This is a genomic window from Streptomyces griseosporeus (assembly GCF_014656055.1).
GTDB lineage: Bacteria > Actinomycetota > Actinomycetes > Streptomycetales > Streptomycetaceae > Streptomyces > Streptomyces griseosporeus.
The window spans coordinates 400,937-426,181 of the sequence record NZ_BNBR01000002.1; the positions used below are offsets into that span (position 1 = coordinate 400,937).

Here is a 25,245-nt window from a genome sequence, read left to right on the forward strand (position 1 = left end):
TCCCCACAGCCTCTCTCCCCCTGAGGAGCACCCGTGCCCAGACGCTCGTCCGGCATGCCCGGAAGGTCCTTCCTCGCCCTCGGCGCGCTCCTCGCGTCGTCACTCACCACCGTCGTGCTCGCCCCCGGCGCCCACGCGGCCGACGCCCTCCTGTCCCAGGGCCGGCCGGCCACGGCCTCCTCGCAGGAGGGGGCCGGCTACACGCCGGCGGCCGCGGTCGACGGCGATCTCACCGGCACCCGCTGGGCCAGCCAGTGGAGCGACCAGCAGTGGCTCCAGGTCGACCTCGGCCGCTCGGCGAACCTCAGCCGCGTGGTGCTGACCTGGGAGGCCGCCTACGGCAAGGACTACGAGATCCAGGCCTCCGACAACGGCACCGACTGGCGCACCCTGCGTAAGGTGACCGGCGGCGACGGCGGCACCGACGACCTCGCCGTCTCGGGCAGCGGCCGCTACGTGCGGATGCAGGGCCTCGCCCGCGCCACCGGATACGGCTACTCCGTCTGGGAGTTCCAGGTCTACGGCTCGGCCGGCGGCACCCCGGCCCCCGGCGCCGTCAAGGTCGAGGGCAGCCAGGGCAACTGGCGGCTGACGGTCGGCGGAGCGCCGTACACCGTCAAGGGCGTCACCTGGGGCCCGGCGATCGCGGACGCTCCCACGTACCTGCCGGACGTACGGGCGATGGGCGCCAACACCATCCGCACCTGGGGCACCGACGGTTCGAGCAAGGCCCTCCTCGACGCCGCGGCGGCCAACGGCATCCGGGTGATCAACGGCTTCTGGCTGCAGCCGGGCGGCGGCCCGGGCTCCGGCGGCTGCGTGAACTACGTGACCGACACGACGTACAAGAACGACTCCCTCAGCCAGTTCGCCCAGTGGGTGGAGGCCTACAAGAGCCATCCGGCGACGCTGATGTGGAACGTCGGCAACGAGTCGGTGCTGGGCCTGCAGAACTGCTACAGCGGCAGCGAGCTGGAGGCGCAGCGCAACGCGTACACCAGCTTCGTCAACGACGTCGCCCGGAAGATCCACAGCATCGACCCCGACCACCCGGTCACCTCCACCGACGCGTGGACGGGTGCCTGGCCGTACTACCGGCGCAACGCCCCCGACCTCGACCTGTACGCGGTGAACGCCTACAACGGCGTGTGCAAGGTCCGGCAGGACTGGATCGACGGCGGCTACACCAAGCCCTACGTCATCACCGAGACCGGACCGGCCGGCGAGTGGGAGGTGCCGAACGACGTCAACGGCGTCCCCGACGAGCCGACCGACGTGCAGAAGGCGGACGCGTACACCAAGGCCTGGAACTGCGTGACCGGTCACCAGGGCGTCGCCCTGGGCGCCACGCTCTTCCACTACGGCACCGAGCACGACTTCGGCGGCGTGTGGTTCAACCTCGTGCCCGACCGGATGAAGCGGCTGTCCTACTACGCCGTCAAACGGGCCTACACCGGCTCGACGGCCGGGGACAACACTCCCCCGGTCATCAGCACGATGTCCGTCTCCCCGGCCTCCTCGGCGCCCGCCGGCGGCGAGTTCACCGTGCGCGCCGACGTCCGCGACCCGGACGGCGACCCGGTCACCTACAAGGTCTTCCTCAGCGGCAATTACGCCAGCGGCGACAAGCGGCTCGTCGAGGCGCAGTGGCGCGCCACCGGCAGCGGCACGTTCGCCGTCACCGCGCCGCAGAAGCTCGGCGTGTGGAAGGTCTACCTCCAGGTGGAGGACGGGCACGGCAACGCCGGCATCGAGACCCGGTCCGTCAAGGTCGTCGCGCCGCCGGTGAGCGGGACGAACCTGGCGCTGAACCGGCCGGCCACCGCCTCCTCCTCCCAGGCGTCGTACGGCGACTGCCCCTGCACGCCGCAGCTGGCGGTCGACGGCCGCGCCGACACCCGCTGGGCCAGTGACTGGAGCGACCCCCAGTGGTTCCAGGTCGACCTCGGCGCCGCGAAGGCGCTGCGCACGCTCCAGCTCGTCTGGGACCCGGCCTACGCGAAGTCCTACGCCGTGCAGGTCTCGGACGACGGCACCACCTGGCGTTCGGTGTACTCGACGGCCGCCGGGGACGGCGACGTCGACACCGTCCCGCTCCCGGCCACGGCCCGGTACGTGCGTCTGCAGCTGACGGCGCGCGGCACGGGCTGGGGCTACTCCCTGCACGAGCTAGGCATCTACGGCTGACCCGCCCCTACCCGCAGGAGAACTCCATGAGACCGCGTCCGAAACGGCTCCCCGCGCTCCTCCTCGGCACCGCCCTGACCGCCGCCGGCCTAGGCGTCGGCACCATCGCCTCGGCAGCCACCGGCCAGCCCGGCGACGCCGTGGCCGCCACCCACGCCGGCCACACCATGGCCGTGTCCACCCTGTCCTCCGGCGACGACCCGGACGGCGACGGCTACATCCCGGCGGTGCCGCAGGTCACCGGCGTGACCCCGTCCACGGCCACGCCGCCGCCGCGCTACTTCCACGAGTTCCAGGCCAACTGCTCGGTCACGCACACCGCGGCGGACGACCCGATCGTCTACCCGGGGCAGCCCGGCAGGTCCCACGACCACACGTTCATGGGCAACACCTCCACGAACGCGTACAGCACCACGGCCTCCCTGTCCGGCACCACCACCACCTGCAAGGCTCCCGCCGACGCCTCCGGCTACTGGATGCCCTCGCTCTACAACGGCGACCGGAAGATCCTGCCGGTCGGCCCGCAGACCATCTACTACAAGGCCGGCGTCACCGACTACACCAGTGTGCGGCCCTTCCCCAAGGGTCTGCGGTTCGTCGTCGGCGACCCGATGCAGAGCGCCGACGAGTTCCGCCGGCACCGCGGTTTCGTCGAGGGCTGGGAGTGCGGCGACAGCTACTTCAACGTCGACTTCCCCGCGAGCTGCCCGAGCCGGCCCGACGTGCAGCTCAACATCCGCTTCCAGGCGCCGAGTTGCTGGGACGGCAAGTACCTCGACACGCCGGACCACAAGAGCCACATGGCCTATCCGGTGGTCAAGCCCGGCACCAACGACAACATGTGTCCCGCCGACCATCCGGTCGCCCTGCCGATGATCGAGTTCAAGATGGCGTTCCCGGTCAACGGCGACATGTCCCAGGTGCGCCTGGCCAGCGGCCGGGGCTACTCCTTCCACTACGACTTCTTCAACGCCTGGGAGGACCGCACGCTCAAGGCCCTGGTCGACCACTGCATCGTGGGCGGCCTGCAGTGCGACGCCCGCGGGTACGACCAGACGCATCCGGAGGCGGGCGCGGTCCTGAACACCGACTACCGGCTGCCCTGACGGGAGCGGGTCGTCGCCCCGGCCGGACGCCTCACCCCGCGAGCCGGCCGGGGCCCGCTGCCGGCAGTTCCACCGACAGGTGCGGGGCGAGCGCGTGCAGGAAGTCGGGGGCGTCGAAGGCGCGGCCGGCGGAGACGACGCCGACGGCCCGGGTCCGGCCGGTGAGGACGCGGTCGACGGCCTCCACGACGAGCGGCGCGGTGACGGCGTAGATGTCCTGTCCGCGGGCGACGGCCCGCCGCTCCCGGCCGCCGGAGCGTACGACGACGTCGACGAGGAAGGTCTGCGCGGACCGGCCGTGGTCGTCGGCGGGGACCGGGGCCGGGGTGTCGGGGGCCGTCACATGCCGGGCCGCCGTCACCGTCATGTGGGTCCGGACCTCCGGGACGGCCAGGTGGCTGGGCACGGTGACGACGTCGGCCATGGTGAACTCCCCGACGACGGGGCTGGGGCCGACCGGGTCCGGGAACGGCCAGGTGAAGGAGGGCTGCGCGTCGTGGCGGCGTTCCAGCCGCCCTCCCGTGAACACCAGGCGGGCGTCGCCCCGTCGCTGCCGGGAGACCGCGCCGGAGGCCCGGGTCCCGGCGGTGGGGTGCCAGCTGCTCAGCGCGTAGGCCACGTCCACTTCGTCGGCCGCCGCCCAGTCGCCCATCGCCGCGGTGGCGAGGAGGTCGCCGAGGCCGCCGTAGAAGGCCATCGCCGGGACGATCAGCGCCCCCGCGGTGCGGGCGCGGTCGGCGTACCGGGTGAACGTGTCGACGTTGGCCTCGAGTTCGGCCGCCACGTCCAGATAGGGCAGGCCGGCGCGCAGGGCCGCCTCGATCAGGGGACCGGCGGTCGCCGCGAAGGGGCCGGCGCAGTTGATCACGGCGGCGGTGCCGGCCAGGGCGCGGTCGAGGGCCGCCGCGTCGTCGGCCGCCGCGGGCCGGATCTCCGCCCCGGGGCGGTGGGCCGCGAGGGCGCGCAGCTTGCCGGCGTCGCGGCCGGAGAGGACCGGGACGAATCCGCGCGCCTCCAGCTCGGCCACCACGAACCGCCCGGTATGCCCGTACGCGCCGTACACGACCACTCTCTGTCCCGCCGCCATGACTCACTCCCCTGTTCGAACAGTCCTGCTTGAACGGTCAACTACGGCCATCCTGGCGGGGGCGGACACGGTCGCGTGAGTGTCCGCAACGACAACACCCATACAATTACGGACATGAGTGTGGGTGAGCGTGTGGGGACGGGGCGGCCTGGGCGGGTCGCGCTCGCGGTGACCGACGGGATGCTGCACTTCGAGCTGTCGGTGGCGTACGAGGTGTTCGGCTCGGCGCCCGACGCGGTGGACGGGCCCTGGTACGACCTGGTCGTGTGCGGCACGGACGCCGTACGGCTGGGCCGGTTCACGGTCGAGCCGGAGCACGGTCTGGACGGGCTGGCGCGTGCCGGCACGGTGATCGTGCCCGGGTGGGCCGATGTCGACGTCGACCCGCCCGCCGACCTGGTCGACGCGGTGCGCGCGGCGCACGAGGCGGGCGCGCGGGTGGCGTCGCTGTGCACGGGCGCGTTCGTGCTGGCGGCGGCCGGGCTGCTGGACGGCCGGCGCGCGACGACCCACTGGGCGCACACCGACGTGCTGGCGGCCCGCCATCCCCGGGTCGAGGTCGATCCGGACGTGCTGTACGTCGACAACGGCAGCGTCCTCACGTCCGCGGGGAAGGCCGCCGCGGTGGACCTCTGCCTGCACCTGGTCCGGCTCGACCGCGGCGCGTCGGTCGCCAACACGGTCGCCCGCCGCCTGGTCGTGCCTCCGCACCGGGCCGGCGGTCAGGCCCAGTTCGTGTCGACGCCGGTCCCCTCCCCCGGGAACCATCCGCTCGCCGAACTCCTGCCCTGGGTGCTGGAGAACCTCGACCGTCCGCTGACCGTGGAGGACCTGGCCCGCAGGGCGGGGATGAGCTCGCGCAACCTGGGCCGCCACTTCCGGGCCGTGACGGGCTCGACGCCGCTGCAGTGGCTGCTCACGCAGCGGATCCGTCACGCGCAGGAGCTGCTGGAGACCACCGACGACACGATCGACTCCGTCGCTACGGCCACCGGCATGGGCACCGCGACGACCCTGCGGCGCCACTTCCACCGCACGGTCGGGGTGCCCCCGGACACCTATCGCCGGACCTTCCGCGCGACGGCGAGGTGACGCGGCGACCGGAGCCGCCGCGTCACGATGCGCTGTTCCTCGTAGGGGTCCGGGCCGTCAGCTCGCGGTGCAGGAGACCGTCGGCCAGGTCCAGTTGCCGTTGGGCTGGATCGTCACGCCCCAGTTGTTGCCGCTGCCGTTGGGCTTGCCCACCAGCACCTGACTGCTCGGGTAGCTGGCGCTGACGTTCCAGGTGGACAGCACCTTCGCCGGGGACGGCACGTTCATCGTCACCGTCCAGTTGCTCGACCCGGAGACGGACACGTTCAGGTTGTACCGGTCGCCCCACTGCTGACCGGCCGACAGCGTCGCGGTGCAGCTGCCGCCGCCGCCCCCGCCACCGCCGGTCCCGCCGCCGTCGGGTGCCACGGCCCGTCCCGTCTGCGGGGAGATCATCCCCGAGCACAGGTTCTTGGAGGCGAGCACCTGGGCGATCCGCGGGATCGCGGCGAGGGTGTTGGCGGGCCAGTCGTGCATGAGGATGACCTGCCCGCTGGTGAGCCGGCCGACGGCCTGGACGATCGCGTCGACGCTGGCGCCGTTCCAGTCCTGCGAGTCGACGTCCCAGATGATCTCGGTCAGGCCGTACTTGGCCTCGACCGTCCGCACCGTCGCGTTGGTCTCGCCGTACGGCGGACGGAACAGCTTCGGCGTGCCGCCGCCCGCCGCCGCGATGGCCTGCTGGGTCCGGGAGATCTCCGAGTCGATCTGGGCCTGGCTCAGCTGGGTGAGGTGCGGGTGGGTGTAGCTGTGGTTGCCGACCCACATGCCCGCGTCGACCTGGGCCTTGACCAGGGACGGGTTGGCGGCGGCGTACTGGCCCTCGTTGAACATCGTGGCGCGCAGCCCGTTCTGCTTGAGCGCGCTCAGCAGGGCGGACGTGTTGCCGGACGGGCCGTCGTCGAAGGTGAGGCCGACGTACCCGCTGCAGGTGGCCGCCTGCGCCGGCGGGGCGGAGCTGACGGTCAGCGTGCCTGCGGTACCTGCTGCGGTCATCGCGACGACGGCCAGTTTCGTGATCAGGGAGCGCACGGAGCGCGCTCCGGTGCGCTTGCGGATTCTCATGGGGTGGTCTCCTCCAGCCTCGTTCCGGGTCAGCTCGCGGTACAGGAGACCGTCGGCCAGGTCCAGTTGCCGTTGGGCTGGATCGTCACGCCCCAGTTGTTGCCGCTGCCGTTGGGCTTGCCCACCAGCACCTGACTGCTCGGGTAGCTGGCGCTGACGTTCCAGGTGGACAGCACCTTCGCCGGGGACGGCACGTTCATCGTCACCGTCCAGTTGCTCGACCCGGAGACGGACACGTTCAGGTTGTACCGGTCACTCCACTGCTGACCGGCCGACAGCGTCGCGGTGCAGCTGCCGCCGCCGCCCCCGCCTCCGCCGGTGTCGCCGCCCGAGGTGGAGCCGAGCGTGATGTTGGAGCTGCCGCTGCTCTGGTAACCCTCGGTCGCCATGATCATGTAGTAGTTGAAGCTGCCGAGGGGCATGCCCGCGCGGGCCCAGGCGTCGAAGTGGTTGCCGGTGGTGATGGTGCCGCCGGTCCGCCGCGTCTGCCGGACGCTCCAGTACTGGTCGAAGGTGCGCGTCCCTTCGACGGAGGGGGCGTTGTAGCGCGTCGTCTTGTAGATGTCGTAGGTGCCGCCGTCACTGGTGACGGTGCCCATGAAGGTGCCGGTGGGGCGGTAGGTGCCCCAGTTGTCGACGATGTAGTACTCGACCAGCGGGTTGGAGGTCCACCCGTACAGGGACAGGTAGGCGTTGCCGGACGGGTTGAAGGTGCCCGAGTAGGTCACGCTGCGGCGGCCGCCGTTGCTCCAGCCCTTGCCGGCGACGAAGTTGCCGGTGTTGCGCCAGGAGGTGCTGTAGTTGCCGCCGGCGCCCATGTTCATGGACACGGTGCCGGGGGAGTCGGTCCAGAACGAGTAGTAGTAGCCGTTGTTGGTGCCGGTCTGGTTGGTCGTGACGGTCGTGTCGGCCTGCGCGGTGCCCGGCAGGGTCAGCGCGGCGACACCGACCAGGAGCAGGGTGCAGGCGCTGCTGAGGAGCAGTCGGAAACGGCTGAACCAAGCGGGGCGGGCGCGCCCCGGGCGCGTCGGGGGTGCGGGTGCGTCGTGCATGGGGGTCTCCTCCTCGTCGTCGTGAGGTGGACGGGGTTTGTGGAGCGTCAGTTTTGGCTTGCCCCTGTCAACTGTCAATACTTTCGATAGGCATTCCGAAATATCAGTGGCAGGGTGCGCGTGGACTCTTGGTATGTTTTCCCAGCTCACAGGCGAAGCCGACAATAGACATCCCGACGATCCCGGCGCCCTTCACCGAATGGTGATCGCCCGAAGCGTCGTAACGCTCGAATCTTTCGCCGAATCTTTCGACGCGGGTTCGGCCTGTGTCGGAGGGAGCGCGCCGGGTACTTGGATCCCGCTACGAAGGGAGTGGTCATGGCGCAGATGGGCGACGATCCGGCGGCCGTACGGCGTGCGGTTTCCGGAGGCCTGCGGGTGGCGACGGAGGAGCCGGCCGGGGCCGCCGAGGTGCGGGATCTGCCGGAGGACCGGACGCAGGCGATCCTGGAGGCGACCAAGCAGGTGGGCACCCTGCTGAAACAACGGGGACACCGGTTCGCCCTGGCCGGCAGCGTCGCCGCGTACGCCCATGGTGCGGGCACCAACCTGCAGCACGACGCCGACTTCTGCGTCCGCGCCGAGGACGCGGAGGCGGTGACGGAGACGCTGCGCGAGGGCGGGCTGGAGGTGCGCAGGCCTCCGGAGGACTGGCTGCTGAAGACCGAGTGCTTCGCACAGTCCGTCGACCTCATCTTCCGGCTGGCGCACCGGCCGGTCACTGCCGAGTTGCTGGACCGCGCCGTGGAGATCCCGGTGGAGTCGGTGCGCATGCCGGTGCTGTCGGCGACGGACCTGCTGGTGAGCAAGGTGTCCGCGTTCTCGGAGCACTACTGCGACTTCGGGGCCGTCCTGCCCTTCGCCCGGGCGCTGCGGGAGAAGATCGACTGGGCGGAGGTGCGGCGTGAGTGCGGCGAGGAGCCGATGCCCGCCGCGTTCCTCTTCCTCCTCGAACGACTGAACGTGATCGAGCCGTGATCGCTGATCGGACCCCGATCTCGCCGCGGAAGGAGCTTCCATGAGCAACCTGGACTACCGCGTCGCCCACCTTCGGGAACGCCTCGCGGGCGGGCCGCTGGCCGAGCTGGGGGTGCAGGTGACCGTGCACGGGGACTCGGTGCTGGTGACCGGGACCGTGCCGTCCGCGCACTGCCGCGACGAGGTGGCGCGGACGGTGGACGAGGCGCTCGAGGGGCTCACCGTCCGCTGCGACCTGGTGGTCGCGCAGGCGTCGTCCCCGGACCAGGCGGAGGAGCTGGCATGATCCGCATCGCTGCCGTCGGAGACATCCACATGGGGCCGGAGAGCCAGGGCGTGCTCCGGCCCGCGTTCGAGACACTCCCCGACTGTGCCGACGTACTGCTCCTGGCGGGTGATCTGACCCGGCACGGCACGCCCGAGGAGGCCCGGGTGGTGGCGCGGGAGATCAAGGACCTCGGGGTGCCGGTGGTGGCCGTCCTCGGCAACCACGACCACCACGACGAGCGGCCCGAGGAGGTCACCGCGATCCTCCAGGACGGCGGCGCGCGCGTGCTGGAGGGGCAGGAGACGGTGGTGGAGTGTGCCGCGGGCCGGATCGGCGTGGCGGGCACCAAGGGGTTCTGCGGCGGCTTCGCCGGGCGCAACGCCGGGGAGTTCGGTGAGCCGCTGATGAAGGAGTTCGTCCGCACCACGCGGCGGCACGCCGACAGCCTGCGGACGGCGCTGGAGCGGCTCGACGCGCAGGACTGCGCCGTACGGGTCGCGCTCACGCACTTCTCACCGGTGCCGGACACGCTGGCGGGCGAGCCGCTGGAGATCTATCCGTTCCTCGGCAGCTATCTGCTGGCCGAGGCCATCGACGGCGCGGGCGCGGACCTGGCCGTGCACGGGCACGCACACGCGGGCACGGAGCACGGGATGACCAGCGGTGGTGTGCGGGTGCGCAACGTGGCCCAGCCGGTGATCGGACGGGCCTTCCACGTCTACCACCTCCAGGTGCCCGAGCGGGTGGCGGCACCGGTCGGTGGGCAGGCGCACTGACCGGTGGGAAGACCGCGGCCCGGCTCCCCTCGCGGGGTGCCGGGCCTGCCGTCGCACCGGGGTTCAGGCGTCGTGGCGCCGGATGTCAGGCGTCGTGGTCCCAGGACGCCGGCGGCTTCACTGCCACCCGGCCCTCGTCCATGCGGAGCAGCAGCAGCGGCACGCCCGACTCCTCCAGCCACTCGTCGACCGCTCGCCTGGCCCCCTCCCACCAGCCGTAGTCGTCCAGCAGCAGGACACCGCCGGGCACCAGCCGCGGCCACAGGTGCACCAGCTCGTGCCGCGTCGACTCGTACCAGTCGGTGTCGAGGCGCAGGATGCTGATCCGGTCCGGAACGCTCCCCGGGATGGTGTCCTCGACCTTGCCGCGGTGGTAGTGGATGCGGTCGGCGGGGTAGTCCGTCTGGCCCATCGTCTCCTGGACGTCCTCCAGGGAGGCGTACGCCCAGACGCCCGCGCTGCGGGGGCTGGCCGCGAGCATCTCGGCGGCGCTGCGGCCGTCGTGCCGGCGGTCGTGCTCGCTCGGCTCGCTCATTCCCTCGAACGTGTCGTAGAGGTGCAGGTGACGGCTCGTGTCACCGGCCTCGGTGAGCGTCCTGGCCGCCGCGAGCATGCTGCCGCCGCGCCAGACACCGCACTCGACGATGTCGCCGGGGATGCCGTTGCGGACGACGTAACGCACCGAGTGGACCAGGGCGTTGAGCTTTTCGGGGGAGGTCATGGTGTACGGCTTGACCGCGCGGATCGTGGCCTTGACCGCATCGTCGTAGTCGTGCGGGAGTTCCTGCTTGGGCTTCGGAGCGGGCTTCGGTGCCGGCTTCGGCTGGGCAGTCGCAGGCCGGGCCGGCGCGCTCGCCTGCTGACCGCCGGTTCCAGGCCTCTTCTGCACACGGCGCAGCTCGTAGCCAGTGACAGATCGCAACATATGATTGACTGCCCGACGCATCGTCATAGCTGGCGACTATAACTGAACCGAGTCAGCTCGTTGCCCCGTTTGCGGGCACTTCCTGATCATCTGTTCGGGGGCCGGTTCAGTGCACGAAATCCCCCAGGTGAGGCACCACTCGGGTCAGCCGGAACACCCCCCAGACGATCATCAGCGCGCCGGCCGCCTCGGGCAGCAGCCACCACCCCGTGCGCACGTGCTCGTCGAAGAGCGCGACGCCCAGCAGGAGGCTCACCGCCGCGTCACCGATGGTCAGCGCGGGCTGGGACGCGACCAGCGGGCCGGCCTGCAACGCGTTCTCCAGGAGCAGGAGCGCCGCGACGCCGGTGAGGGCGAAGCCGTAGGTCTGCCAGGTGGTGAGGAAGGCGGGCAGACCGGCGTCGGCGAGGCGTCCCGTCGCCGACTTCATCAGGGCGGCGGTCAGCGCGTTGCCGACCGCGGCACCCGCGCCGAGCACGGCGGCGCGCAGCAGCGGTGAGGACGAGCCCCGGGCGACGGCGACGGCTGCGCCCATCGCACCGAGGGTGACGGCCAGGACCGGGATCCACTGCTCCATCGCGGCCTGGCGTCTCGTCCCGGACGGCGCCGCCGCGCCCAGCAGCAGGGCGAGCCCGGCCACCACGGTCGCGATCGCCCACCAGCCGGCCGCGGGCAGCCGGCGGTGCAGCAGGGGCACGGCGATCAGCAGGGCGAAGGGCAGTTCGAGGATGAACACGGGCTGCACGAGCGCCATGGGTCCGTTGACCAGCGCCAGCGCCTGGAACACGGCGGCGCCGGTCACGCCCGCGATGCCGATGAGCCAGGCGGGCCGCCGGACGAGGGCACGCAGCAGGGCCAGGCCGCCCCCGCGGTCCACGGTGGAGGCGGCCTTGCGCTGGAAGGCCGTACCGACCGCGTTGCTGGCGGCCCCCAGGACGGCGAAGAACACGGCGAGCACGATCATGACCCCACCATGCCCGCCGGACCGGTCCGCGCCCGTCCGCTACGCCGCGCCGGGCGGCCGTCCCCCTCCGATCGGCTGGCCGCTCGCGGTGAAGCGGGCCCGCCACAGGTCGCGCAGCAGGGCGATCTCCGCCATGTGGTGGATGAACTCGATGTTGGCCGACGCCAGCACGGCGACGAACGGGTAGTCCGCGTCGTTGCTGTTCGGGTACCGCGACAGGCCGACCGTGTCGAGCTGCCGGTCGGTGAGCGCGCCGACGCCCTCCCGCCAGCGGTCGATCACCTCCCAGAACCGCTCCAGCTCCAGGGCGGCGGACGGGGTGAAGTCGACGATCGTCCTCGGCTCCCGCCGCCGCTCGCCGAACGTCCACTCCCACTGGCCCGCGAAGTGGAAGTGCAGATGGGACAGCCGCCACGCGATGGTCGTGACCGGCGCCGCGTCGGGCTCGGGTGTACCCGTGTGGGCGAGGACCTCCTCGACCCGCTCGACGCTCACGCTCCAGTCCTCGGCGATCTTCTCGACGGACATGCCGCCGGCTGCCTGCCGGGCGACCTCCGCGTACTCCCCGGCCGGGATGTCCGGGGCGCCCTGGTCGAGGACCCACTCCCCCGGCCCGAACGCCCTCGGCGTCACCGCCTCGTTCCGGCGCCGGACCGACCAGCAGCCCGGCACCGGCTCCCACAGGTACTCCTCGTCGCCGAGCCCCGTCAGCCGCACCTGCGCCGTGTCCCGGGCCTGGTCGAACTGGTCGAGCAGGAGGCCCAGCCGGTCCGTCCGTACTCCCCCGGCTGCCTCGGATTCCTCGCTCCGCATGGACGGCTCCCTCCGCGCGCGACCGGTGCCGCGCCGCACCCAGCCGGACGGTAGCGGCTCGGGTGGGCGGGGGGCGACCGGATTCCCGGCGAGGAGCGGCACAGGGCCGGGGCGCGGGTCAGGGCCCGGTCAGCAGTGCCGCCAGTGCCTGGGCGGTCCGGGGGTGGCGGGCGAGCAGCACGGCGCCTGCCGGCCCCTGCTCCGCCGTCTCCCAGGTGCCCTCGCAGCCGAGCAGGTCCGCCAGCGCGTCGCAGGTCGCCGGATGCGCGGCGAGCAGCGGCAGGCCGCGGGGGCCCGTCGTGCCGCGGCCGGACGAGCGGGCCGGCGCCGGGGCCGGGTCGGCCCGCCACGGCGGGACCCAGGTGTCCAGGTCCGCCAGCCGGCCCGGGAAGATCCGGGCAGCCTCGCGGATCAGCAGGGGCGCGAGATCGGTGCCGCCACCGCGCAGGCTGGTGATCAGGGTCGGCAGCCACGGCAGCAGCACCGGGTCGGGCAGCCGGGCGAAGGCGTGCGAGACGGCCTCGACGACGAAGTCGGCCAGGGCGGGCACGGGTTCCAGCGCGTGCAGGAACCCGCTGAGGTAGCGCGGGTAGGCGGGGACGACCAGCGGGTTGCCGAGCAGCTCCTCGCACCTGGCCCGCAGGTCGGCGCGGGACAGGGTGCCGAGCTGGGTCCGGGCCGCCCACAGCAGCGCCGTCCTGGCGGGGTCCTCGGGGTGCGACTGGGCGACGGCCAGCTCCAGCTGGTTGCGGTCGCAGCCGAGGGACAGGGCGAGGCCCTCCATGCTGAACAGGAAGCCCAGCATGGCCGCGACCTGGCGGACGCTCGCGTCGTCGTCCGTGAACGCCGTCGGGAGCAGGGTGCAGTAGTGCGCGTAGCCGGTCTTGACGAAGGACTCGATCCACCCCGGCAGGGACGGCTCGGCGGTGCGGTAGTACGCCAGCAGTCCGCGCACCCGGCGCAGCACCTCGGGCGCGCCGTCGACGCTGCGCTCGGTCGCCAGGACCTCCAGGGCGCGCCGGCCGAGTTCGTCGGCGAGGCGCCGGCTGCGCAGGTACAGGGTGGCGTCCTCGACGGCTTCGAGGACCTTCGCCGTGGTGGCCTGCGGCCCGTAGGCGGTGCGGCGCAGCCGCTGTTCGAGGACCTGCTCGATGCTGACGCCCTCGTAGCCCAGCTCGATCAGGGCGCGCTGGTGGGTGCCGAGGGCGAGGTCCCAGGACTCCTGGATGGGGCGCTCGCCGAGCTTGCGTTCGCCCATGATGGGGCGGGCGGCGCCGTGCGGCATCAGGTAACGCAGCATCCACAGCACGTCGGAGCACTGTTCCAGCTCCGGCCGGGACGCCATGTCGAGCAGGGCCCGCTGGACTCCGCGCTGCTGGAGCTTGAGGCCGAGCGGGGCGAGCCGGTCGTGGACGTCCCGGGCGAGCGGCGGCAGGGCGTCGTAGCCGACCTGGCCGACCCGGTCGCCGCCGAGCATGATCTCCACGAGGCGGCGGACGTCCCGACGGCCCGGCACGGTGTCCTTCTCGATGCAGGTGACCGCCGCGTCCTGGAAGTCGTACGGCGTCGGCTTGGCCCGGTCGCGCATCCCGGCGAGGAGGATGGACGTCTCGAACACGGCGATGGCGTCGGCGGTGGAGGCGAGGTAGCCGTTGCGGCGGGCGGCCCGCACGATCTCCACGGACCAGCCGAGCAGTTCCTCCTCGTCGAGGTGGTCCAGGACGGGGGGCCGCTGCAGGAACCCGGTGAGCCGGTCGGGGGCGGGCCCCGGGTCGGCCGGTGCCGGCGCGGCGAGGGCGGCCGCCGTCTTCTTCGGCGTCCTCGGTGTCCTGGTGCCGACCTGTCCGGCGAGCCGGTAGGGCTTGACCCGGGTGCGCTTGAGGTTCTTCGCCCACTGGGTCGCGGCGATGGACACCGATCCTGCGGCGAGGCCGAACTGCGCCTCGATCGCCGCGTGGCTGGACGGGATCAGCCCGTGCTGCCACTTCGTCGCGCTCGGCGGGGTGATCTCGAAGGTGTCGGCGCCGTGCACGCCGAACTCCTCGACGCGGCTGGCCGCGTGGAAGGCGCCGCACACGTAGAGGGCGTCCGCCGGGTCGGTGCCGGTCGCGGCCAGGTGCCGGCGCATCCGCGTCCACATGTACCGCTCCCGGTCCTCGTCGACGCGGACCCGGTGCGGGTCGCCGGGCGCGAGGCGCCGGAAGAGGCTGCCGATGAGCAGCATGACCTGGCGGTAGGTGTCGTGGTCGCTGTCACCGAGGGGCAGTTCGACGTACTGGTGCCACCACTCCGACCAGTGGCGCACCTTGCCGTGCCGCAGCAGGTGCTCCTCCAGTTCGGCGAAGCGGGGGCGCAGGTCGCCGATCTCCACGCCGACGGCGTCGCCGTGCAGCGCCGCCTCCTCCTCGGCGGGCGGTGCGTCCGGGTCGGCGGGCTCGGTGGCCTCGCCGGTGTTCTCCTGCCACTGGAAGACGTGGTCGGAGGAGCGGTCGACGAGGACGAGTTCGACGCCGGGGGTGTCCAGGGCGTAGGCGATCGCCTGGTACTCGGCGGACGCCTCGGTGATCGGGGCGACCACCGACAGCGGCGCCCACTCGGCGGGGAAGCCGTCGACCTCGGTCGCGAACGCCTGCACGGCCACCGGGAGCCGGCAGTTGCGCAGCTCGGTCAGGAGCGGTGCCATGTCCTCGCACAGCTCCAGGTACACCACCTTCGGCTGCTTCTCGCGCAGCCTGCGCGCCATGGCGAGCGCGGAGGCGGGCGAGTGGTGGCAGACCGGGAAGATCTCCAGCGGTTCGCGCACGGCCCGGTCGACGTCGTCGACGAGGCCGAGGAGGATGCCCTCCAGCGCGTCGGGTCCGCCGGCGAACGCGGCCGCGGCTTGCTGGAGTTGGCCGCGCAGGGCGGCGAAGGTTCCCTCGTTCATGGCGCTCCCGCTCACGACAGGGTGGCGATCGTGTCGCGGCCGCCCTCGAGGAACTCCGGCCAGGAGCCGCCCTCTTCCTTGCTGCGGGGCTCGACGACGCCGTGCAGGTACTTATTGAGGATGGCCAGGTCCTCCGGTTCGCGCCGGGCGAGCGAGCCGACCAGCGAGGAGGCGAGGGTGCGGGCGGTCAGGGTGCGCTCGCCGAAGAAGTTGCCGTGCAGGATGGCGTCCTCCAGGACACCGATCTGCTCGGCGGTGGACAGCGCGGACTCCAGCTTCTCGTCGTCGCTGCCGGCCGCGGCGGCGGAGGCGCGCAGGTCGGCGAAGCTCTGCAGCAGCACGTCCAGCAGGGTGGGCGGCACGTCCAGTTCGATCCGGTGGCGGCGCAGCAGTTCCTCGGTGCGGAAGCGGACGATCTCCGCCTCGCTCTTCTTGTTGGTGACGACCGGGATGCGCACGAAGTTGAAACGGCGCTTGAGGGCGGAGGACAGGTCGTTGACGCCGCGGTCGCGGCTGTTGGCGGTGGCGATGACGGAGAAGCCGGGCTTGGCGAAGACGATGTTGTCGCTGTCGAGTTCGGGCACGGAGATGTACTTCTCGGACAGGATGGAGATCAGGGCGTCCTGGACGTCGCTGGTGGAGCGGGTGAGTTCCTCGAAGCGGCCGATGACGCCGGTCTCCATGGCGGTCATGATCGGTGAGGGGATCATCGACTCCCGTGACTGGCCCTTGGCGATGACCATGGAGACGTTCCAGGAGTACTTGATGTGGTCCTCGGTGGTGCCGGCCGTGCCCTGCACGACGAGGGTGGAGTTGCGGCAGACGGCGGCGGCCAGCAGTTCGGCCAGCCAGCTCTTGCCGGTGCCGGGGTCGCCGATCAGCAGCAGGCCGCGGTCGGAGGCGAGGGTGACGATGGCGCGCTCGACGATGCTGCGGTCGCCGAACCACTTCTGGGAGATCTCCCGGTCGAGGCCGTCGGCGCGCTCGGAGCCCAGGATGAACAGGCGGATCATCTTCGGCGACAGCCGCCAGGAGAACGGCTTGGGGTTGTCGTCGACGGACTCCAGCCAGTCCAGCTCCTCGGCGTACTTGATCTCGGCCGGTGCGCGCAGCAGGTCGGACATGGGAAAGCCTTTCGGTACGAAGCGTGAGGAGAACGAGAAAGAAGAAGGCGAGGTGAACGGCCGTTCAGGCGAGGAACGTCTTCAGCTCGTGGACGAGCTTGCGGATGTGGCCGGAGACGACCGGTGTGCCGAGGTCCTTGAACCGTTCCCGGAACCACGGGTTGACGCTGCCGCGGCCGGAGCTGGTCACCGAGCCGACGGGGATGAACTTCGCCCCGGAGCGGTGGATGGCGGCCATCGACTCGAACAGCGGCTCGGACCGCCACTCGTAGAAGTCGGAGATCCACACCACGACCGTGTTGCGCGGTTCGGCGATCTTCGGCTGGGCCAGGGCCATGGCGACCGTGCCGTCCGTGCCGCCGCCGAGGTTGGTGCGCAGCAGCGTCTCGAAGGGGTCGCTCACCCACGGGGTGAGGTCCAGGGCCTGGGTGTCGTACGCGATGAGGTGGACGTCCACCTTGGGCAGTCCGGCGAAGATGGAGGCGAGGATGGTGCAGTTGACCATCGAGTCGACCATCGAGCCGGACTGGTCGACGACCACGATGAGCCGCTGGGGTGTGGTCTTTCGGGCGGTGTGCCGGTAGTAGAGGCGGTCGACGTAGAGCCGCTCCTGCTCGGGGTCCCAGTTGGTGAGGTTCTTCCAGATGGTGCGGTCGAGGTCGAGGTTGCGGAAGGTCCGCTTGGGCGGGACGGACCGGTCCAGGGCGCCGACGGAGGCCTTCTCCACCTGGGTGCGCAGCACTTCGGCGACCTCGTCGACGAACCGGCGGATGAGGGCCTTGGCGTTGGCGAGGGCCACACCGGAGAGGTTGTTCTTGTCGCGCAGCAGCTGCTCGATGAGGGACATGCTCGGGGTGAGCTGCGCGGCCAGCCGCGGGTCGGCGAGGACCTCCCGGAGGTGCATGCGCTTGACCAGGTCCGCTTCCAGGGCGCCGAGTTCGGGGCCGATGGCGGGCACCAGGGTGCCGAGGTCCGGGGTGGGGTGGTCGGCTCCGGTGCCGGTGGGGCTCACTCCCCCGCCCGCGCCGCCCGGTCCGCCGCCGATGCCGGGCCCGGCGCCGCGGCCGGCGCGTCCGCCGCGCAGGTCGCCCGGCGCGCAGCCGAGGGCCCGCTCCAGCCATCCGGCGTCGGACTGCCAGCGCGCCAGCTGCCCGGCGGTGACGGTGCCGCTGCCGGTGGCGAAGACGTTGAGCAGCACCTTGGAGACGAGGGCGGCGCGCCGCACCTCGGCGGCCCGGTCGCGGCCTTCCTCGTCGGGCTCGGGGACCATCAGGCCGTCGAACTCGGCGGCGAGTTCGGGGTGGCGCTGCACGACGGCGTCGACGGAGGTCTGCGGGTCGAGCAGGGCGGGCGGCAGGCCGATGTCCTCGACGACGGCGAGGGAGGCGGACTCCAGGCCGGCCTGCTCCTCGGGGTCGAAGAGGCGGGCGAGCAGCCGCCAGTACAGGACCTGCCGGCGGTTCTCGTCGGAGTCGGCCGCCGCGGGCTGTCCGGTGGGGTGGTCGGTCATTTCCGCAGCAGCCTTCCCGCGCGTTCGCGCAGCACGGCCACCGCGTCGGTGGCGGCCTTCTCGGCCTTCGCGCCGGTCTTGTCGGTGGTGCCGCCCGCCCAGGCGCCCGCGTGCAGGGCGACGGTCTTCTTGCGGACCGTCGTCTCCACGGCGAGCGGCTGGAGGAAGAACCCGCCCGCGTCCCAGCGGAGCAGCCCGACGCAGGCGGTGGAGCCGGCGACGGCCTGCGGGGTGAGGGGCCCGGCGACGGGGAGGCGGTCGGTGTCGACGGGCAGCCGCTGCCCGGCGAGGGTGAACGTCACCGTCTGCGTCTCGGCGTCCTGCTCGGCACCGTAGCCCTCCAGGAAGACGGGGTGGGCCAGCAGGACCGGGTGGCGGTCCAGGGGTGCCGTGGCCGGGGCGTCCGCGGTGGGCAGGGCGACCCGGGCGGTGGCGAAGGGGTCGACGGGCTCGCCGGCGCGGGCGCGCTCGTCCTGCCAGATCAGGTCGCCCTCGGCGGTGACCGGCATGCCGGTGAGGTCCATGGACCGGCCCTCGCCCGCGGCGGCCAGCAGGCTCATGTGCGGACGCAGCAGCTGCCAGACGCCGGCGCCGAGGACGGTGTCGGGCTTCGGCACGGACACGCTCGCCCTCACCAGCCGGGGCGTGGAGCCGTCGGCGGGTTCGAACACGGCGTGGACCTGCGCCTGGGCGGCGGTGGCGTGTTCCTGGAGGTCGGTGCCGAGGGGCAGCAGGCGGCCGGTGAGCGTGTCCACGGCGGGCGCGGGGGCGGCGCCGGGCACCGTGAGGAGCATGCCGCGGGTCCACAGGTCCGCCCAGCGGCGTACGGGTATCCGGTCCAGGGTGGCGCCCGGGCAGGAGGCGGCGAGTTCGGCGGCGAACCCGTCGAGGAGGGCGGCCGGGCGGCGCAGCCCCGGGTCGGACAGCATCGCGGAGACGACCTGGGAGGAGCCGGAGACCACGTCGTGGTCGAGGCCCTGCCAGCCGGTGCGGGCCAGGTCGCTGAGCCAGGAGCGGGCGGCGGCGAGCAGGTTCGGCGCGTGCTCGGCGGGAGCGGCCGGTGCGGGGGCGTCGGCGCGGGTGCGGCCGGTCGCCTCGTCCGCGCGGGCGGTGAGCGCGTCGTGCGCGGCGCCGAGCAGGGCGGCGCGGGCGGCGGCGAACGCCAGGAAGTGGTCCTCGCCGGCGGCACCGGCCGCGGCCTTGTCGGCGGCCTCGGCGACGCGGGCGGCGAGCGGGCTCGCGGCCACCGCGTCGGCCAGCCCGAACAGGCCTTCCGCCTGGGCGGGTTGGGGCCGCAGGAGGCCCGCGGCCAGGGTCCGGTCGAAGGCGTCGACGGCGGCGAGGGCCTCGTCCAGGCCGTCGACGGGTTCGCTCAGCAGGTCCATCCGCATCAGGCCACCGCCCGGGTGGACGCGAACCACTGCATCTCCGGCAACGGCGCGGTGGTGGGCGGCAGTTCGAGGTAGGCCAGGTGGCGCAGGAACCGGCTGAAGACGGAGGCGGCGGCCTTGCTGTCCGCCGGGGACGGCCGGGTCTGGCCCATGGTGAAGTTGAGTGACTGAGCGGTCGGCTCGCCGTCGGCGACGTCGACGCGGAGGTAGCGGGCGACGCGCTCGGCACCGTACTGGAGCACGGCCTCGGTGATCAGCGCGCCGATGTGCTTGCAGAAGCCGCCGCGGGCACCGCCGCAGGGGCGGTTGTTGTTGGTGCTGCACGCGTAGGCGTACGTCCCGGCGGCGACCGACGAGACGTACACCCGCTCGATGTCCGAGCCGCTGGAGACGACGCCCTGCAGGCGGCCGTCGGCCAGCTCCACGAACGGCACCTTGGCGAGCTTGCGCGGCCGCGCGGGCGGGATCACCCGCGCCGTGCTCGACCTCTCGAAGTCGGACAACGCACCATCTCCTTTGCAGCACGAGGGAAGTCCTGCGCCGGACCCGGCGGGACATGGATCAACGTACTGGCAGCCACTGACAACGCCCCGTCGTCGCAGGTGAGGGGCTGTCAGAAGCGTGTGCGCGGAGTGTGCGCCGATGTGCCGATGAGGTCGTCAGGCCTCCTGGACCCGGGCGGTGACCGGGGTGCCGAGTTCCACGGTGCGGCTCACCGTGCAGAGGCGGTCGTGGGACGACTTCACGGCCCTCGGGAGGATGGCGCGGGCCCGGTCCGCCCCGCCACCGCCGTCTCCCTCTCCGTCGGGGAAGGAGACGGAGAAGGTGACCGTGAGGTCGGTCATGTGGTTGCCGTGCTCGTCGTTCACCTTGTTGCCGGTCACGGCGACGGAGAAGCGGGTGGGCTCCGCGTGCCGGCTGGTGGCGACGTCGACGTCGATCGCGGTGCAGCCGCCGAGGGCGGCGAGCAGCAGCTCGACCGGCGTGAACTCGGTGCCGTCGTCGGAGGCGCCGCCGAAGGCGACGGTGCCGCCGCGGGCGTTGGTCGCGACGAAGTGGCCGGGGCCGGTCCGCTCGATGGTGACGGAGCGCAGAGAGGTGTCGGTGTCGGTCATGGCGACGACAGTAACTCGGCGCGCGCGTACGGCCCGGGAGGGCCGGGCCCGGCCGCTCGCGGACGAGGCGGCCGGGCCCGGGGTGGGCTTGGGCTCCGGGGACGGGCGTCAGTACAGCTTGTCGACCGCCGTGACCGTGGTGGTCCGGAAGTCGTCCACCTGGGCGTCGCGGAAGCCGCCCAGCTGCGCCCAGCGGACCAGGGTGACGGTGTTGCCGTCGCGGCCCACGGAGAACAGGGCGATGTCGGAGGCGCCCCAGGTGGTCGTGGTGTGGACGCCGTAGACGTGGGCGCCCTCCTCGACGTTCAGCCGGCCGTAGTACTTCTGCTCGGCGGTGACGTCGGGGTCCTGCCGCATCAGCTTCTTCGCGCAGCCGTCGAGGTCCTTGCGCACCAGCGCCGCGAAGTCCTTGGCGCGCTGGGTGCTGCGCTCCACGACCGTGACCTGTTCGGCGTTGGTGTCGTAGTCGGTCCAGAAGGAGCGGTGGCTCGCGATGGAGGGCAGCGCCTCGCCGACACACATCGGCAGCGGGTCGGGCTGCCCCGCCGTGACCGGTCCGGCGTACCAGGGCGACGACGGGTGCGGCGGCAGCTCGGCGGGCTCCAGGTAGCGGGGCGTGTCGTCGGAGGCCGCGGCGCGGGCCGCCGCCGGGACGGCCGCGGCGGTCAGGGCCGCTCCGGCGGCGAGCGCCGCGGCCGCGAGCCGGATGCCGCGGGTACGGCCCTGCTGACGGAGGCGGGTGCGGAGACGGGTGCCGGTGCGGACGCGCGTGCGGATGTTCATCGTTCCCCCATGATCGGTCGACGGGGACGGGGAGGCCCGCCCCACTGCACCTGATACGACCCGCGACCGCCCCGGCCCGTTGTCCTCCTCCGGGCAACAGCTCTGTCCCGTCCGTCACCGGACCGCAACAAGCGAGGCGTCCGCCCTCGGCCCGCCCCGGGCGGGACGGCCCTGGGCGGACTGTGACGCCGGGAACCTCTGGGGCTGCTCAAATCCCTTGGCAGGCAGGCCGGATGCCGACAAGCATGATCCACATGACAGGCATTCCGGGACTCCGCAAGAAGACCGACACCGTACTCGTCGTGCGGGACTCCGACCTCGTCGGGGCCGCCCTGCGGCGGGCACTGGCCGATGCTCCGCCCGAGGAGCGTGCGGGACTGGAGCGGGCCGCGGCCCTGGTGGAGGAGACGGCCGCCGTCTCGGAGGGCGAGGTGCGGGCCCGCTGGGTGCGGTCCCGGCTGGCCGCCGTGGGCTTCGCCGGGGACATCGCGTCGGTCGCGGCGGTGAAGGCGCTGCGCCAGGCGGAGCCGCGGCTGAGTCTGCTGGCCGCGGTACAGCTGCAGAAGGAGGCGGTGGCCCGCCCCGAGTGAGCGGATCCGAGTGAGCGGTTCCGAGTGATCGGGTCCGAGTGACCGGGTCCGAGTGACCGGTTGCGGCAGGGGGGCGTCCGGGAGCACAGGAGCGAGGCAGTATGGACAGGGCGGTGGCCCGGTCGTCGCATCCCGGCTCAGGAGGCGCCTCATGTCACTCATCCCGGATCTCGCGCCGCTGCGCGACCAGATCGGCGAGGCGATCTTCTCCCGCGTGGCCGGGCCGGAGGGCGTGCGCAACCGTGCCCGCATCCACGGCGCTCCAGGGCCCCGCTGGTTCGGGCCCGAGCGGCCCGTGCGCCGGGTGCACGGCGACGCCTCGATGTTCATCGGCGGCCTGTCGGCGCTGCTGCTGCAGTCGCTGCACCCGCTGGCCATGGCCGCGGTGGCCGCGCACTCGGGGTTCCGCGGCGACCCCTGGGGGCGGCTCCAGCGCACCAGCACCTTCCTCGCCGTCACCACGTACGGTCCGGCCGACCGGGCGCGGGAGGCGTGCGAGCGGGTCCGCGCCGTCCACGAGCAGGTGCGCGGCACGGCCCCCGACGGCCGGGCGTACGCCGCCTCCGACCCGCGTCTGCTGTGCTGGGTGCACATCGCCGAGGTCGACAGCTTCCTGCGCGCGCATCAGCGGTACGGTGCCCGGCCGCTGGACGAGGCGGGCTGCGACGGGTACGTCGCCGACACCGCGCGGATCGCTCGGGAGCTGGGTGTGCCGGACCCGCCGACGGACCGGGCCGGGCTCGCCGAGCGGCTGGCCTCCTACCGCGAGGAGCTGCGGGCGACGCCCGAGGCGCGCCGCACCGCCCGCTATCTGCTGCTGAACCCGCCGGTCCCGCTCGTGGCCCGCGTCCCCTACGGCGCGGTGGCCGCGAACGCCGTGGCCCTGCTGCCGCCGTGGGCCGCCCGGGCCCTGTGGCTGCCCCGTCTGCCGGTGGCGGAGGACCTGTGCGTGCGGCCGCTGGGTACGGCCGTGACGGCGGGGATCCGCTGGGCGATGGCACCGGCCCGGGAAGCGGTGCGGTCGGGGCGGGTCTGAGCCGGCCGGCGACCGCCCGCATCCCCCGGGCTGGCCTGCAGGGGAGGGACGGTCGAAGCCCCTCCCCCGCCGGCCCGGCGGCGTATCCCCCTCAGCCCGTGGCCATGAACCGCTCCCACACGCGGTGGGCGCCCATCAGCCGGGTCACCTGCTGGAGGGCCGTCGTGCCGCTGTCGGTGACGATCACGCCGGGGGCGTCGGTGGGGACGCCCGCCGATGCCAGCGCAGCCTCGGCGCCCTTCCACGCGCCGATCGCCTTGCCGTGGCGGAACGCCTCGTTCAGCAGCAGGGCGACCCGCGGGTCGTGCGCCGGCGGGGCGCCGCCTGCGAGGCCGGCCTTGGCGTCGCGGGCGCCGTACGCGTCGTCGGCGACGCCCGGCGCCCCGGCCAGCAGGAGGGCGTCGAACTCGACGGACCGTGCCGTGACGAAGGTCCGCTGCACGGTCAGCGCGTCGTCCCCGTCGCCGAGGGTGCCGCCCGTCGGCGCGACGACCAGCGGGACCATGCCGGCCTGCAGGACCGCCTCGCGCACGGCCCGTACGCCGTCGAGGTCCCGGTCGGGTCCGGTGACGATGCCGATGATGCGGCCGTCGGTCGGCCAGGTCTGCCCGATCTGGGACAGGGCGGGGCTGGGCGCGACGTCGGCGAGCGGCACGGTCGGCTCGGGCGCGGGCAGACCGAGGCCCGCGGCGACTCCGGCGCACAGCTCGGGGTCGATGTTGGCGAGCACCTGCAGGGCGCGTTCCTTGACGGCCTGCTCGTAGCACTTGCCGAGTTCGAAGGTGTACGCGCCGATGATGTGCTCCCGCTCGACGGGCGTCATGCTCAGCCAGAACCGGCGGGGCTGGCTGAAGTGGTCGGCGAAGGACTCCGGCGCCTCGCGCACCTTCGTCGCCTCCGGGACGCGCACGGGCGTCTCGACGTACGCCGACATGTCCGCCCCGGCCGTGAACGGGCAGCCGCCGTCGAGGGAGTTGGGCCGGTAGGGGGCGGTCCCGCGGTGCACGGCGGTCTGGTGCATGCCGTCGCGCAGCATGTCGTTGACCGGCGCGTGCGGCCGGTTGATCGGCAGCTGCGGGAAGTTGGGGCCACCCAGGCGGGTGATCTGGGTGTCCAGGTAGGAGAACAGCCGCCCGGCGAGCAGCGGGTCGTCGGTGATGTCGATGCCGGGGACGAGGTGGCCGACGTGGAAGGCGACCTGCTCGGTCTCGGCGAAGAAGTTCGACGGGTTCCGGTTCAGGGTGAGCAGCCCGACCGGCTGCACGGGGGCGAGTTCCTCGGGCACGAGGTTGGTGGGGTCGAGCAGGTCGATGCCCTCGAAGGTCTGGTCGGGCGTGTCCGGGAAGGTCTGGATGCCCAGCTCCCACTCGGGGTACGCGCCGGCCTCGATGGCGTCGGCGAGGTCCCGGCGGTGGAAGTCCGGGTCGACGCCGCCCGCGATCTGCGCCTCCTCCCACACCAGGGAGTGCACGCCCAGCTTGGGCTTCCAGTGGAACTTCACCAGCGTCGTGCCGCCGTCGGCCGCGACCAGCCGGAAGGTGTGGACGCCGAAGCCCTCCATGGTCCGGTAGGAGCGCGGGATGCCCCGGTCGGACATGTTCCACAGGGTGTGGTGGGTGGCCTCGGTGTGCAGGGTCACGAAGTCCCAGAAGGTGTCGTGGGCGCTCTGGGCCTGCGGGATCTCGCGGTCGGGGTGCGGTTTGCCGGCGTGGATGATGTCCGGGAACTTGATGGCGTCCTGGATGAAGAAGACCGGCATGTTGTTGCCGACGAGGTCGAAGACGCCCTCGCTGGTGTAGAACTTCGTCGCGAACCCGCGGGTGTCGCGCACGGTGTCGGCGGAGCCGCGGGAGCCCAGCACGGTGGAGAAGCGCACGAAGACCGGGGTCTCGGCGTCCTCGGCGAGGAAGGCGGCCCTGGTGACGGCGGCCGCCGTGCCGTAGCTGCGGAAGATGCCGTGGGCGGCGGCGCCGCGGGCGTGGACCACGCGCTCGGGGATGCGCTCGTGGTCGAAGTGCATGACCTTCTCGCGCAGGTGGTGGTCCTGGAGCAGGACGGGGCCGCGCGGTCCGGCCTTGAGCGAGTGGTCGGTGTCGGGGCGCCGCACGCCCTGCGCGTCGGTCAGATAGCTGCCGGCCTGGGCGACCCGCGCCTGGTCGGCGCCGGTCGCCTGGCCGGTCGGCGAGTAGGTGTCGGGGCCGCTCTGGTCGGGCTTGGGCGGCAGCGGCTCACGGGGCTCGGTCGGCTCGGCGACGGACGGCGGCTCGCTGCCGGGCCGGCCGGGGATGCCCTCCGGGGGCCCGTCGCCGTCGCCCCGCACGGTCTCGGTGACTTTCTGAGCTGCCCTCTTGAGAGGGTTGGTCTCGCTCATCGATACGGCTCCTCGGGGTGTGATCGCACAACCCCACCCGCGTACCCAGCCGGCGCGGGCCGAGGCACCCGTATCCGGCCGCTCAC

22 protein-coding genes are annotated in these 25,245 nt (G+C 72.8%); 8 read left to right on the top strand and 14 right to left on the bottom strand.

Annotated elements, in window-relative coordinates; all coding sequences use genetic code 11:
• Positions 1-54: 54 nt before the first annotated feature.
• Positions 55-2,187 carry a discoidin domain-containing protein gene (locus tag IE308_RS10815; RefSeq protein WP_190217703.1) on the top strand — a complete coding sequence of 711 codons (2,133 nt, stop codon included), beginning with the start codon at positions 55-57 and terminating at the stop codon, positions 2,185-2,187.
• Positions 2,188-2,213: 26 nt separating this feature from the next.
• Complete coding sequence (locus tag IE308_RS10820; protein WP_190217704.1) at positions 2,214-3,293, top strand: DUF1996 domain-containing protein; 1,080 nt, start codon at positions 2,214-2,216, stop codon at positions 3,291-3,293.
• A gap of 31 nt (positions 3,294-3,324) precedes the next feature.
• On the opposite strand, the gene IE308_RS10825 is transcribed toward IE308_RS10820, so the two are convergent.
• On the bottom strand, positions 3,325-4,380 hold the full coding sequence (locus tag IE308_RS10825; RefSeq protein WP_190217705.1) for a saccharopine dehydrogenase family protein: 1,056 nt from the start codon (positions 4,378-4,380) through the stop codon (positions 3,325-3,327).
• Positions 4,381-4,494: 114 nt separating this feature from the next.
• Here IE308_RS10825 and IE308_RS10830 point away from each other — a divergent pair, with 114 nt between their 5' ends.
• Positions 4,495-5,472, top strand: coding sequence for a helix-turn-helix domain-containing protein (locus tag IE308_RS10830; protein ID WP_190217706.1), 978 nt, complete (start codon positions 4,495-4,497; stop codon positions 5,470-5,472).
• Positions 5,473-5,529: 57 nt separating this feature from the next.
• On the opposite strand, the gene IE308_RS10835 is transcribed toward IE308_RS10830, so the two are convergent.
• Positions 5,530-6,537: a polysaccharide deacetylase family protein gene (locus IE308_RS10835; protein WP_190217707.1), complete on the bottom strand. Its 1,008-nt coding sequence runs from the start codon at positions 6,535-6,537 to the stop codon at positions 5,530-5,532.
• Positions 6,538-6,566: 29 nt separating this feature from the next.
• A complete protein-coding gene (gene xynA, locus IE308_RS10840; RefSeq protein WP_190217708.1) occupies positions 6,567-7,589 on the bottom strand; it encodes an endo-1,4-beta-xylanase XynA in 1,023 nt (340 codons plus the stop codon).
• 318 nt (positions 7,590-7,907) lie between these two features.
• On the opposite strand from xynA, the gene IE308_RS10845 reads away from it, so the two are divergent.
• From IE308_RS10845 to IE308_RS10855, 3 genes are read left to right on the top strand one after another with little or no spacing between them, the layout of a single operon-like run.
• Positions 7,908-8,567, top strand: a complete 660-nt coding sequence (locus IE308_RS10845; protein WP_190217709.1) for a nucleotidyltransferase family protein — start codon at positions 7,908-7,910, stop codon at positions 8,565-8,567.
• Between the two features lie 40 nt (positions 8,568-8,607).
• Positions 8,608-8,853 (top strand): hypothetical protein, encoded by a 246-nt coding sequence (locus tag IE308_RS10850; protein WP_110626151.1) that lies wholly within the window; start codon positions 8,608-8,610, stop codon positions 8,851-8,853.
• A complete protein-coding gene (locus IE308_RS10855) occupies positions 8,850-9,611 on the top strand; it encodes a metallophosphoesterase family protein (RefSeq protein WP_110626152.1) in 762 nt (253 codons plus the stop codon). Before IE308_RS10850 ends, IE308_RS10855 begins: the two co-directional genes overlap by 4 nt.
• Positions 9,612-9,696: 85 nt before the next feature.
• Here IE308_RS10855 and IE308_RS10860 read toward each other — a convergent pair whose 3' ends face one another.
• The 10 genes from IE308_RS10860 to IE308_RS10905 form a co-directional block, all read right to left on the bottom strand.
• Positions 9,697-10,332: a TylF/MycF/NovP-related O-methyltransferase gene (locus tag IE308_RS10860; protein WP_343234062.1), complete on the bottom strand. Its 636-nt coding sequence runs from the start codon at positions 10,330-10,332 to the stop codon at positions 9,697-9,699.
• Positions 10,333-10,642: 310 nt separating this feature from the next.
• Positions 10,643-11,500 (bottom strand): DMT family transporter, encoded by an 858-nt coding sequence (locus tag IE308_RS10865; protein ID WP_190217710.1) that lies wholly within the window; start codon positions 11,498-11,500, stop codon positions 10,643-10,645.
• Between the two features lie 39 nt (positions 11,501-11,539).
• Positions 11,540-12,313, bottom strand: coding sequence for a DinB family protein (locus tag IE308_RS10870; protein WP_190217711.1), 774 nt, complete (start codon positions 12,311-12,313; stop codon positions 11,540-11,542).
• A 118-nt stretch (positions 12,314-12,431) separates the two neighbouring features.
• Positions 12,432-15,239, bottom strand: a complete 2,808-nt coding sequence (locus IE308_RS10875; RefSeq protein ID WP_190217712.1) for a DUF5682 family protein — start codon at positions 15,237-15,239, stop codon at positions 12,432-12,434.
• Positions 15,240-15,250: 11 nt separating this feature from the next.
• A complete protein-coding gene (locus tag IE308_RS10880; RefSeq protein WP_190217713.1) occupies positions 15,251-16,363 on the bottom strand; it encodes an ATP-binding protein in 1,113 nt (370 codons plus the stop codon).
• 64 nt (positions 16,364-16,427) lie between these two features.
• A complete protein-coding gene (locus IE308_RS10885) occupies positions 16,428-17,873 on the bottom strand; it encodes a vWA domain-containing protein (RefSeq protein WP_190217714.1) in 1,446 nt (481 codons plus the stop codon).
• Positions 17,870-19,264 carry a hypothetical protein gene (locus IE308_RS10890; protein ID WP_190217715.1) on the bottom strand — a complete coding sequence of 465 codons (1,395 nt, stop codon included), beginning with the start codon at positions 19,262-19,264 and terminating at the stop codon, positions 17,870-17,872. Before IE308_RS10890 ends, IE308_RS10885 begins: the two co-directional genes overlap by 4 nt.
• Positions 19,264-19,767: a hypothetical protein gene (locus tag IE308_RS10895; protein ID WP_110626159.1), complete on the bottom strand. Its 504-nt coding sequence runs from the start codon at positions 19,765-19,767 to the stop codon at positions 19,264-19,266. The genes IE308_RS10890 and IE308_RS10895 overlap by 1 nt, the downstream gene beginning before the upstream one ends.
• Before the next feature lie 156 nt (positions 19,768-19,923).
• On the bottom strand, positions 19,924-20,379 hold the full coding sequence (locus IE308_RS10900) for an OsmC family protein (RefSeq protein ID WP_190217716.1): 456 nt from the start codon (positions 20,377-20,379) through the stop codon (positions 19,924-19,926).
• A 108-nt stretch (positions 20,380-20,487) separates the two neighbouring features.
• Positions 20,488-21,162, bottom strand: a complete 675-nt coding sequence (locus IE308_RS10905) for a hypothetical protein (RefSeq protein WP_229908823.1) — start codon at positions 21,160-21,162, stop codon at positions 20,488-20,490.
• Between the two features lie 254 nt (positions 21,163-21,416).
• Between IE308_RS10905 and IE308_RS10910 the strand changes: the two genes are divergently transcribed.
• Both IE308_RS10910 and IE308_RS10915 read left to right on the top strand, forming a co-directional pair.
• Complete coding sequence (locus IE308_RS10910) at positions 21,417-21,752, top strand: hypothetical protein (protein ID WP_190217717.1); 336 nt, start codon at positions 21,417-21,419, stop codon at positions 21,750-21,752.
• Between the two features lie 151 nt (positions 21,753-21,903).
• Positions 21,904-22,788, top strand: coding sequence for an oxygenase MpaB family protein (locus tag IE308_RS10915; protein WP_190217718.1), 885 nt, complete (start codon positions 21,904-21,906; stop codon positions 22,786-22,788).
• A 91-nt stretch (positions 22,789-22,879) separates the two neighbouring features.
• Here IE308_RS10915 and IE308_RS10920 read toward each other — a convergent pair whose 3' ends face one another.
• The gene (locus tag IE308_RS10920) at positions 22,880-25,159 is read right to left on the bottom strand and encodes a catalase (RefSeq protein WP_190217719.1); all 2,280 of its coding nucleotides are present in this window, start codon (positions 25,157-25,159) and stop codon (positions 22,880-22,882) included.
• Positions 25,160-25,245 lie beyond the last annotated feature (86 nt).